An 11739-nucleotide genomic window follows, 5' to 3' on the forward strand; every position below is an offset into this window, starting at 1 on the left:
TAATCAGTTGCTTAGCTGGATGGATTTTCATCTATACATAAAAGCTTTATAATCCCGCGTTAGAATACTATAAGTATTGGGTTACTTTTTTTGCGCATGATGCGCTACCGAATACTTTCACGTCACCAAGAGGGCAATATTGTGCTACAAGAATATCGTAAACACGTAGAAGAACGTGCCGCGTTAGGTATCGTACCAGCGCCATTAGATGCTCAGCAAACGGCTGATCTTATTGAACTAATTAAAAACCCACCAGCGGGTGAAGAAGAGTTCATCTTAGATTTACTAATCAACCGCGTACCACCAGGCGTTGATGATGCAGCATACATCAAAGCAGGCTTTTTAGCGGCAGTTGCTAAAGGCGAAGCACAATCTCCATTAGTATCTAAAGAAAAAGCAGCAGAACTATTAGGTACAATGTTAGGTGGTTACAACATCGCCCCAATGATTGAGCTACTTGATGACGAAACCCTTGCGCCTATCGCTGTAAAAGGTCTATCAAACACATTATTAATGTTTGATGCATTTTACGACGTAGAAGAAAAAGCAAAAGCAGGCAACGAGCACGCTAAAAAGATTATTCAATCTTGGGCAGACGCTGAATGGTTTACTAACAAGCCAGCTGTTGCTGAAAAAATCTCTGTTACTGTATTTAAAGTAACCGGCGAGACAAACACTGATGATTTATCACCTGCACCAGATGCATGGTCACGTCCAGATATCCCACTTCATGCTTTAGCAATGCTAAAAAATGAGCGCGACGGTATCACTCCTGACAAAGCGGGTGAAGTAGGTCCAATCACTAAACTTGAAGAATTAAAAACTCAAGGTTTACCGCTTGCATACGTAGGTGACGTTGTAGGTACTGGTTCTTCTCGTAAATCTGCAACTAACTCTGTGCTTTGGTTTATGGGTGATGATATCCCATACGTACCTAATAAGCGCGTTGGTGGTGTATGTTTAGGTAACAAAATTGCGCCTATCTTCTTCAACACAATGGAAGATTCAGGTGCGTTACCAATCGAGTTAAATGTTGATGAGTTCAACATGGGTGATCAAATTGATATTTACCCATACGAAGGTGTAGTTAAGCGCCACGGTACTGATGACGTTATCTCTACTTTTGAGCTTAAATCAGACGTAATTTTAGATGAAGTACGTGCCGGCGGCCGTATTCCTCTAATCATTGGTCGTGGTTTAACAGACAAAGCACGTACCTCTTTAGGTTTAGGTGCTACTGACGTATTTAAAGTACCAGCAGTAACAGAAGTGTCTGATAAAGGCTTTACACTAGCGCAAAAAATGGTTGGTAAAGCATGTAACGTAGCAGGTATTCGCCCTGGCCAATACTGTGAGCCAAAAATGACGACTGTAGGTTCGCAAGATACTACAGGTCCTATGACACGTGATGAGCTTAAAGACTTAGCATGTTTAGGTTTCTCTGCAGATTTAACAATGCAGTCATTCTGTCATACCTCTGCTTACCCTAAACCAATTGACGTAAACACTCACCATACGCTTCCTGATTTCATCATGAACCGTGGCGGTGTTTCACTTCGCCCTGGTGATGGTGTAATTCACTCTTGGTTAAACCGTATGTTATTACCAGATACTGTAGGTACTGGTGGTGATTCACATACACGTTTCCCATTAGGTATTTCGTTCCCAGCGGGTTCAGGTGCAGTAGCGTTCGCAGCAGCAACAGGTGTTATGCCACTTGATATGCCTGAGTCTATTTTGGTTCGCTTTAAAGGTGAAATGCAACCAGGCATCACTTTACGTGACCTAGTACACGCAATCCCTTACTACGGTATTAAGCAAGGCTTATTAACAGTAGAGAAAAAAGGTAAAATCAACGAATTCTCTGGTCGCGTACTAGAAATTGAAGGTGTTGAGCACTTAACTGTTGAACAAGCGTTTGAATTATCAGATGCATCAGCAGAGCGTTCAGCAGCAGGTTGTACTGTTAAGCTTTCTAAAGAGTCTATCAGCGAATACCTTGAGTCTAACATTGTTATGCTTAAGTGGATGATCTCTGAAGGTTACGGCGATGTACGTACAATCGAACGTCGTATTAATGCAATGCAAGAGTGGTTAGCTAACCCAGAACTTATGGAAGCTGACGCTGATGCAGAGTACAAGCACGTTGTAGAAATCGACCTAGCAGAAATTAAAGAGCCAATCCTTTGTGCTCCAAATGACCCAGATGATGCGCGTTTACTTTCTGATGTTACTGGCGAGAAAATCGACGAAGTATTCATCGGTTCTTGTATGACTAACATTGGTCACTTCCGTGCTGCGGGTAAATTACTAGATGGCTTTACTGGTCGTATCCCAACTCAACTTTGGGTAGCTCCACCAACGAAGATGGATAAAGACCAACTAACTGACGAAGGTTACTACGGTATCTTTGGTCGTGTTGGTGCACGTATCGAAACGCCAGGGTGTTCACTGTGTATGGGTAACCAAGCACGTGTTGCTGATAAAGCAACGGTTGTTTCTACTTCAACACGTAACTTCCCTAACCGTTTAGGTACAGGCGCAAATGTATTCTTAGCATCAGCTGAGCTTGCTGCAGTAGCGGCAATTTTAGGTAAATTACCTACACCAGCTGAGTACCAAGAATACGCAGAGAAAATCAATGCAACGGCTGCAGATACATACCGTTACTTGAACTTCCACCGTATGCCTCAGTACACTAAAAAAGCAGACAACGTAATTATTCAGCAAGCTGTATAATTTAAAGCTGTTTTAAAAAAACCCGCTTAGGCGGGTTTTTTATTGGCTAAAATAAATCTTATGCTTTCAATAACTAAGCAATAGAAATAAATAATTAGCATAATAACTAGTAAATTAATTTGAAAGTTAACAAAAAATGAACAATTATAAGTCAAAATAACATTTGTTAATGATTGAGGGAGCAATCAACAAGTATTTTCTTGCTCCGCTTTAAACAACTCACGGAGCACATAATGGAATATAAAAGTAACTACCGATTAAAACTAATAGCGAGTACTGTGAGTGCGTGTTTTTTAGTGTCGGGCTGTAGTTTTGATAAAGATGAGGATAGCGACGAAAGCGTAAACTTAGCTCCCTCTGTAGCAATTTCTGGGCAAGGCGAAATACAAGAAAAAACCAGCTTTTCACTTACTGCCAGCGCATCAGATCAAGATGGAGAAATAGTAAATTATTATTGGCAGCATGACTCGACTTTAAACCTCAGCGCACAAAACCCAAATTCAAATGAAATAACATACCTCTCCCCCGATATTACAGAAGATGTAACTGTCAACTTTACAGTAACTGTAGAAGATGATGATGGCGCAACAACAAGTGCTACTCAGCAAGTATTAATTAAACGCAACTCAACGGCAGTGACTCTTAATGGCTTAATCACCGATAATACAATTAGTTATGCAAGCGTAGAAATAATAATAGGTGATGAAGTTTATTCAGCGACAGCAGATGAAAATGGTGTTTACACAATAGTATTAGATGTCGATGAAGCCTTAGAGCAAACCCTAGTAAAAGTTAAAGCTAAAGGGCGGGATGATTTAAATCCTGGGGTTGAATTTATCTCTCAGCTTAGCTCTGTTAAAAAGTTAGCTACGCAGGCAGGCGATGATGGCATTTTAGACAGTGATGAAAATTTTGGTGTTAACACAACTAATGTGACAACAGCAGAGTATGCACTGATTGTAAGAGATGGTGATGAACCGACAAGTGAAGATGAACTAGATAATGCACTTTTAAATGTTGATGCTGATGAAAAAGTACAACTTGCAAGCTTGATTAAAATTATTGTAGATAATTCTGATTATGAGTTGCCGGAGGGGGTAGAAAGCACCCTTGATTTAGTTACCGATGAAGAAGTTGCACAGCAATTTGAAGAAGAAGTTAACGAGCAAGACCCCGACCTAATAGAGCAAACGAAAACCGAAATTAAAGAAGACGAAGACTTAGTAACAGGCTCAAAAGAGCCGTTGGTTGGTGAGTATATAATTAATTCTCCGCGTTATTATGCAAACCCCGCTAGTCACTTAACCTTAAATGAAAATGGTACTGGTCAATACCATGCAGTGACGGGTAGCCCAGTAACGTGGGAAGAAGTAAGTGGTAAAATCGAAGTTAATTTACAGTCTCCAGTACTTATTAATAAATACTCCCAGATCGAAGAAGATGTTGAAACTATTTATGAGGAGCATTTAAATTCATTTTCGCTACAAGTACTCGGCGAAAACGATGTTTTTAAAACAGTAGATATTAAAAGCGATATTTCAGTTTATGAAAACAGCGTTGAAGCGCAAAACAAGCAAGAAATACAAACCACCAACCTTATTCTTAAAAGTAAAACCTTAAGTTTGACCGTCGGAGATATTGTCGGTGAATGGGAAATGGAGCGTACAGAAAGCCGTAATTTCATTAGCCACCTAGAGACTATTGCTTTCTATGAGGATGGGACCGGCGCTGTTTTAAGTGATAATTCAGCACCGTTTGAGTGGGAGCTGACTAATAATCAATTACAAGTAACCTATGATGAAGACGGTAGCGTTGGAACAACAAATTTTTGGTTTACTAAAAATTTAAAAGCAGGCTATCAGCTAGTTTCATTAGATACTACATCAGCCGACCCAGCTGATAGCCAATATGGCTTAATGATAAAAAGAGAAGCGGTGTCTTTATCAAATGACGATTTAGTTGGGCGTTGGCAGGGCTTTGTTGGCACGTCACAACTTTATGATATGAACGTGTTTGCCGATGGCACAATAATGTTAGGGCTAGGAACTACGTCTTACCAAGGGACTCTTGAGGATGGAAAACTAACTAGACGCCGTTATGAATATAATGACTACACCGTTAGCAGTTGTGAAGGGTTTGATGAAACCTGCTACTTAAGCGCCGAAGTAACCCATGACATCATTGCAGTAGAAGACAGTCAATATTACTTACTAAGAGAGTTTAAATGGTTTTCTCCTGAAGGAGATATTGATGATATCCAAAAAGGTTTACTTATTTATCAGTACAGTAAAGAGCTAAGCTATTCAGAGTTTAACCCCTACTTATTACAAAGCAGTTTTAATCTTTATAAAAGTGCTGGTGAGCAAGTAATAGAGGATCGAATCCGGGTTAATTACGATGACGGCTCATTTACGATAACAATCGATGGCATAGAGTATGAAGCGCAGTTGAATGAAGGTGTCATTGAATATCAAAAAAATGCGCAAACATGGCTTTTTGAAATTGTTAGTGGTGATGGTGAAACATACACTATTTGTAATTACCAACAAGGTAGTAGCTGTACACAGAGCGATAAAACAGTCTATCAATCTAAAAACCCACGAGTGACTTTAACAGCTCTATCTAATGAATTTGGTCAATTACAGCCAGCAGTGCAAGAGGTGCCTTTTGCTCAGTTGGTTGGTTTTAATATAGTGCCTAATGAGGGCTATGAAGTTGATTCAATAGAAGGCTGCGAAGGTTATATTGAGGGGGAATATTATATTGCCTTTAGTGGACACAGTGACTGCGAAATTAATGCTACATTTGTGCAAAAGCCAGAAACAATATCAGGGCAATTTTTAATTAATAATCCTGATTATTTTACCTCTACCTCTTTCAAATTAGAGCTCAACGAAAATGAAGAGGGCGCATTTACTGGCAATAACCAGGTTGCGATCACTTGGTATAAATATTTTGATGAAATTAGAGTTTATTTTTCTGATGAGTATGTTTTAAATGAAAGTGTTGCGTATGAAGTTGAAAATGGCACTCAAGTAGAAGTTAGACGTAAAGATGTAATGACCAGTATGGTACTAAAGGAACGTTTTGATTTAGGTAACGGCTGGTACGAAATGACGCAGAGTATAAGTAAGTTTCGTAACGAGGAACTAGTTGAAGAGTGGCACAGTGATAGCCATGTTAAATTATTTGATTCTGTAGCATCTCAAATTGATTTAACCCCAAGCGATTTGGTTGGTAGCTGGTCTTTGGATATTCCATCTGAGAGTACAGTTAAGGAATTACTGCTAAATGGTGATGGAACAGGTAATGTAGTCGATACTATTGATACAACGCAAGCAGAAAGTTTTACTTGGCAGCAAACAGAAGTAGGGTTTCAAATTACGACTTCTGATAGTGTTGAAGATATCTATATTACTAAGGATATAGACCTTGGCTATCAAATGATAATGCAAGGCCAGTATGAAGATGAAAGACAGGTAAATGTTGCCGTGATGATAAGGCTTGAAGAACAACCTATAACACCGAGTAATTTTGCTGGGCGTCATTTATTTAAACAAGGTCATGACTTAGAGACCATTTGGGATGAGCTACAAGTATATGAAGATGGTCAAGTATTCTTCACTTATTCAACAAGTTCCATTCAAGGTGAGTTTAAAGATGAAAGCTTTAGTCGAAGCCGAAAATATGATCAACTTACAGGAACATACGGCTCCGATTGTGATTTGACTTTAGAAACGTGCTTAATTGATTATACGATGGATTATAGGCTTATTAATCAAAATGATAGTTACCAAGTTGTAGAGCGTGTATCTAGATCATTTGATACTAATTCAGGGGAAGAAAACCTTTCTTACGCGTCACTTTACTTTGAAAACTATATTGAAAATACAAGCGCTGATAAGTTTTATGAGCATGAATTCCCTTTTGAAATTTACGAACACAGTGGTGAAAATTTCGTAAAGTGGGGAATTTACTATATAGATGGGTACGAGCTTTGGAAAAACGATATTAAAGCAGGCTCACTTGAATTAGTTGAAGGTAAGTTTACCTACGAACAAGACGGCCAAAATAAGGTGATTGAATTTATCTCAAATGATCGCGATGAGATAGTGCTTTGTGAGTATTTACAAGGTACAGCATGTCAAAATCAAGAAAAGATGACCTTTACGATTTTTGCGCCAAGGTATGATGTTACGGTTTTTTCAGATGGTAATGGTGTGGTAAATAACGGGGTTGAAAACTACACAAGCTTTCATGGCGATACGTTAACCTTTAATATTTCTGCAAATGCAGGCTATAAATTAGAGTCTATTAGCGGGTGTGATGGCGTTTTAGAAGACAATACATACACGGTTCATTATTTAGCGCAAAGCTGCGATATTAATATCGCATTTGAACTAATGGAGTGAATACGCTCTATAGTTTCGCTCTAAAATTAGAGCGGTGATTAAATTTAATAAATTGGCTACGCAGTGTAGCCAATTTTTTTGAATTAAATTTTCAATAAACTAGAATTTTATATCTTAAAATTTAACTTTTTATCTTTTATGCCTCAATTTATGCTCAGAAAATCCTTTCTACATGCATTAAAATCTCTTTCAATATTCTCATTATTTTAAGCGAGATTTTATGACTGCATTAAACAACCAGAATTTACTGCAACTTCGTTTTATTAACCAAGCAAATATTGATTTGGTTAAGCCTTCTTTTGATAACCTACCTGCTAATCCATATGCAGATGGTGAATTTCGTAAGCGTCGTTACTCGGTAATTAAATTTCAAAATGGTGAGCTAAAACTACAAGCTGCCAAAGCGTTTGTTCAAGACGATTCTATTAATACCTTTCAGGGTAATGTTGAGCGTACTTATGAAAACTTAGAGCAAAGCTTACTTGAGTCAGAAGGTATGAAAAGCATTGTAAGTGAGTTTTGTGAGCTTACCGGCATTGATGAAGGCCGTGATATTGAAATTCACCAATTTAGAATGCTTGCCATTGATAGCGATACGCCCGCAGCACCTGAAGGTGTGCATCAAGATGGGTTTGACCATGTTTGTGTATGTGGTGTTTCTCACGAAAACTTAGAAGGCGGCGAGCTGCTTGTATACGAAAACAAGCAAGCAGAACCGTGTTTTAAAATGGAAATTAAAGACGGAATGTTTGCACTAATAAACGACCGTCAAGTTTGGCACAATGCAACGCCAATGAACAAAGTAGATACAAACAAGCCAGGTTACCTGGATTGTTTTGTACTTACCTCTTAAGGAATGCTCATGAACATAGCGCAACTACGTGAGCAGTTTCCTGCATTAATACAAACCGTTGATGGTAAATCGCCAATATTTTTAGATGGCCCAGGTGGCTCTCAAGTGCCGCAGTCTGTACTAAATGCAATGACTGCTTATTTAGGGCACTACAACTCAAACTTAGGCGGTGCGTTTTTTTCAAGTGATAAAACCGTTGAGCTAATGGCAAATGCGCGCCAAGCAGCAGCCGATTTACTTAATGCGCCAAGTGCACAAAATATAGTGTTTGGCCCTAACATGACCAGCCTTACCTTTAGCTTTAGCCGTGCTATTTCACGCGATTGGCAAGCCGGTGATGAGATTATTGTGACTAACGCTGATCACTTCTCAAATGTATCGTCATGGCAGCAAGCAGCGCAAGATAAAGGCGTTAAAGTTCAAACCGCTTTAATTAACGAGGCTGATTGCAGCTTAGATATGGCGCAGTTTGAAAGCTTATTAAACAGCAATACTAAACTGATTGCGGTAACTTACGCTTCAAATACTACGGGTTCTATTAACGATATAAAACGTATTATAGAGCTTGCCCATGCTGTAGGCGCATTAGTGTACGTTGATGCTGTGCATTATGCACCGCACGAGCTTGTTGATGTTCAAGCCCTTGATTGCGACTTTTTGGCCTGTTCTGCATATAAGTTTTTTGGTCCTCACTTAGGCATGGTGTACGGTAAAACACAGCATCTTGAAGGTTTTACGCCTTACAAAGTAGAACCAGCTAAAGATGTAGCACCAGGCCGATGGGAAACAGGCACGCAAAGCTTCGAAGCCTTAGCGGGTTTTATTGCCGCTGTTGATTACATTTCTGCAATTAGCGGGCTTGATGAAGGCCACACGCGCCGTGAAAAGTTAAGCGTGGCTTTTGCTAAAACAAAGCAGCATGAAATGGCGCTTAGTGAGCACTTTTTAACACGTTTGGTTAATTACCCGCGTATTAAATTGTTTGGTATTGATGATTTTGATCGCTTAAACGAGCGCACACCTACTTTTGCTTTAACGTTTGAAGGTTTAGAGCCGCGTGAGGTGTCTGAGTTTTTAGGCAAACAGCATATTTGTGTATGGGATGGTAATTTTTATGCACAAGGCTTATGTGAGCAGTTAGGCGTACTTGATAAAGGCGGTGTTGTGCGCATTGGTTGTATGCATTACAACACCACCGAAGAGCTAGATAAGTTATTTGATTTGTTTGATCAACTTCTTTGAAACTGACAGTTCATACCAATCCGCATAATTAAGTATTATCGCGGATTGGTATGAATACAAATCTGCGCTTTTGAATAACTCTTATTAAAGCTCAAATGCATTAAAGTAGTCAGCGGTTAGTTAGTTTTTGACCGCTGACTGTTTTAGCTTTTAGGTGTGCCGTATATGTGCTCTGCGCGATTAAATAGCACCCATGAAGTTAATATATATTTATCGTTCGATACCGGCTTATTACCTCGATGGGTATGCGTAAAGTAGCCAGGGGCAATGACCATAGTGCCTTTTTTAGGCGCAATTTTACGTTTTTGATAATAAAACTCTGTTTCGCCACCTTCCTCTACATCGTTTAAATAAAACATAAATAATAATACACGGTGCAGTGCTTCATTGTGTTGTAGCTGTGGATACACTTCACTATGCCAGTAAGGGTAGCCGCCTTTATTTACCTCGTACTTTTGCGCCTGAATGTTCCCAAGTCTAAATATTTGCTGCACCAGCACAGAGAGCTGTGGTTTGCCCACTTCGTCAAAGTTATCCTGTGTTAAATCCACCACATCCCCCGTTTTTGGGTGATACACTTTTAAGCCAAATGCGCCAATTAGCATAAAAAAGTGTGCTTCTACATAGTTAAAAACATGCTGTGCAGTGGTTTGCTGAATATGCTTTAATTGTTGGGCGTATTCTGGGTAACTGTTTAATTGCAGGTCGTGGCTGTCTTTCTTTTTTAAGTCCACACCACCAGAGGTTACACCTTGTTTTACATGCGGGCTGTTAGAGAATGTGGTAATAAAGTTATCGCAAAAATCATCGCTTAACGCGTTATCAATAACGTGGATAAAGTCCGTCATGATTTACCTTTTTATTTAGTTATTATTTGGATTTTTATGTTTATTGAAAAAGTGATGCCGCGCTTTAGCGAAACAGATGCACTCGGACACATCAACAATACCGTACTACCTGTGTGGTTTGAAGCCGCACGCGTCCCTATTTTTAAATTTTTTACCCCCGATCTAAACCCACACGACTGGAAACTGATCATCGCTAAAATAGAAGCATCGTTTGTAGGGGAATTATTTTATGCTCACGAAGTGACGATTAAAACAGCCGTTGAGCATGTAGGAAATAGCTCTTTTACCATTAAGCAAGAGGCGTGGCAGCAAGGTCAATGCTGTGTTGTGGGTAAAACTGTATTAGTGCGTTATAACTTTAAAAACAAAACTAAACAAAATTTAAGCGAAGCAGAAGTCGCAGCACTCAGCGATCACCTAGTTTAAAAAGGTGCATTTACTCCACGCAACGAGGAGCGGTGATGTAAACCACAAGCGACAGCTGTGAATTTTTATAGCGTTATTTTAACGCATTTTGATTGAGTTACGCTTCTCACTTATATACTATTTATATTATATATTGTTGCACCGCTATGACAGGTACTGTTGAGCTGGTAGTTTATGGAGAATGAATGTGACATCTACAACTGGCAATAAACCGTTAGAGGTAATAACGCTTAGCGATGGTAAAAGCTTAACTGCAGAAATATTGCCATTTGGCGCTATTATCAAAAGCATAAAGTTTAATAACCAAGAGATGACACTGTGCGTTAACGAACCTGCTTATTATTTAGAAAACCCATTTTATTTAGGGGCAACAGTTGGGCGCTACGCAAATCGTATTGAAAACGGACGTTTTGTATTATCAGGCACAGAGTACCAACTTAAAGCAAATAATGGCCCAAATAGCCTACACGGCGGCGAAAAAGGTTTTAATAAAGTACTGTGGCAAGTCACTAAGCAAAGCAATAATGAAGTGGAGCTCTATTACTGCTCGGCAGATGGAGAAGAAGGCTTTCCTGGCCAATTACAAGTTTGGCAAACAATTACTGCACGCAATGGCGAGCTAATCCTCAGTTACAAAGCCATTACCGATAAAGAAACTCTCGTTAACTTTACCAACCACTGCTATTTTAATCTTGAAGGCAGTGAGAGCATTAATAATCACCTGCTGCAAATAAATACCGCAACGTATTTACCTATCGATAGTAACAGTATACCGCTTGCCCATCATGAAGATGGCTCGGGCAGCTGCTTTGATTTTACTTACCCTAAGCCCATTGGCGATGCACTGTGCGCACAGCATGCACAGCTTGATGCCGGTAGTGGCTTTGATCATTGCTATATTTTTAGTGATGACAATCGTTTAAAAACAATGGCTACATTAACCTCGCCACACACGGGCGTTAATTTAACCCTTAAAAGTACCCAACCTGGTATGCAGCTTTATACGGCAAATTTTGTAGGTTCTCCTTTTAAAGCACGCCAAGCAGTGTGTTTAGAAGCTCAAAACTGGCCCAATGCAGCAAATAGAAGCGATTATCCAAAAGCTAATTTATTGCCGAATGAAGAATATAATCAGCAAATAATTTTTGCGTTTTCGCAATAACGTACTAATTCCACTGTTAAATTAAAGAAAACAAAAAGAAAAATACACGTAACAAAA

Annotated in this window: 7 protein-coding genes; 6 read left to right on the top strand and 1 reads right to left on the bottom strand. The window is 39.3% G+C overall.

Translation table 11 applies throughout. From position 1 onward, the window contains the following. The first annotated feature begins 141 nt into the window (after positions 1 to 141). The 4 genes from acnB to AN395_RS14205 all read left to right on the top strand — a co-directional run bounded on the left by acnB (position 142) and on the right by AN395_RS14205 (position 9246). Entirely contained in the window at positions 142 to 2739 is a 2598-nt protein-coding gene (acnB, locus tag AN395_RS14190) for a bifunctional aconitate hydratase 2/2-methylisocitrate dehydratase (RefSeq protein WP_004588162.1), read from the top strand. Positions 2740 to 2972: 233 nt separating this feature from the next. Continuing rightward, on the top strand, positions 2973 to 7151 hold the full coding sequence (locus tag AN395_RS14195; RefSeq protein ID WP_054983379.1) for a PKD domain-containing protein: 4179 nt from the start codon (positions 2973 to 2975) through the stop codon (positions 7149 to 7151). Between the two features lie 220 nt (positions 7152 to 7371). Continuing rightward, complete coding sequence (locus AN395_RS14200) at positions 7372 to 8004, top strand: 2OG-Fe dioxygenase family protein (RefSeq protein ID WP_004588163.1); 633 nt, start codon at positions 7372 to 7374, stop codon at positions 8002 to 8004. 9 nt (positions 8005 to 8013) lie between these two features. Further along, positions 8014 to 9246 carry a cysteine desulfurase-like protein gene (locus AN395_RS14205; RefSeq protein WP_054983380.1) on the top strand — a complete coding sequence of 411 codons (1233 nt, stop codon included), beginning with the start codon at positions 8014 to 8016 and terminating at the stop codon, positions 9244 to 9246. Between the two features lie 143 nt (positions 9247 to 9389). Here AN395_RS14205 and AN395_RS14210 read toward each other — a convergent pair whose 3' ends face one another. After that, positions 9390 to 10094, bottom strand: coding sequence for a 2OG-Fe(II) oxygenase (locus AN395_RS14210; protein WP_004588165.1), 705 nt, complete (start codon positions 10092 to 10094; stop codon positions 9390 to 9392). Positions 10095 to 10130: 36 nt separating this feature from the next. Here AN395_RS14210 and AN395_RS14215 point away from each other — a divergent pair, with 36 nt between their 5' ends. Both AN395_RS14215 and AN395_RS14220 read left to right on the top strand, forming a co-directional pair. Further along, positions 10131 to 10520: a thioesterase family protein gene (locus tag AN395_RS14215; protein WP_054983381.1), complete on the top strand. Its 390-nt coding sequence runs from the start codon at positions 10131 to 10133 to the stop codon at positions 10518 to 10520. Between the two features lie 181 nt (positions 10521 to 10701). Next, positions 10702 to 11682, top strand: a complete 981-nt coding sequence (locus AN395_RS14220) for an aldose epimerase family protein (RefSeq protein WP_054983382.1) — start codon at positions 10702 to 10704, stop codon at positions 11680 to 11682. The last annotated feature ends 57 nt before the right edge of the window (positions 11683 to 11739 follow it).

The organism is Pseudoalteromonas sp. P1-30, from assembly GCF_001400005.1.
Taxonomy (GTDB): Bacteria; Pseudomonadota; Gammaproteobacteria; order Enterobacterales; family Alteromonadaceae; genus Pseudoalteromonas; species Pseudoalteromonas atlantica.

Bases quoted from the DNA above. Each gene is read 5' to 3' on its own strand.
- AN395_RS14215 (WP_054983381.1), top strand. From the start codon at position 10,131: ATGTTTATTGAAAAAGTGATGCCGCGCTTTAGCGAAACAGATGCACTC.
- AN395_RS14200 (WP_004588163.1), top strand. From the start codon at position 7,372: ATGACTGCATTAAACAACCAGAATTTACTGCAACTTCGTTTTATTAAC.
- AN395_RS14195 (WP_054983379.1), top strand. From the start codon at position 2,973: ATGGAATATAAAAGTAACTACCGATTAAAACTAATAGCGAGTACTGTG.
- AN395_RS14220 (WP_054983382.1), top strand. From the start codon at position 10,702: ATGAATGTGACATCTACAACTGGCAATAAACCGTTAGAGGTAATAACG.
- AN395_RS14205 (WP_054983380.1), top strand. From the start codon at position 8,014: ATGAACATAGCGCAACTACGTGAGCAGTTTCCTGCATTAATACAAACC.
- AN395_RS14210 (WP_004588165.1), bottom strand. From the start codon at position 10,094: ATGACGGACTTTATCCACGTTATTGATAACGCGTTAAGCGATGATTTT.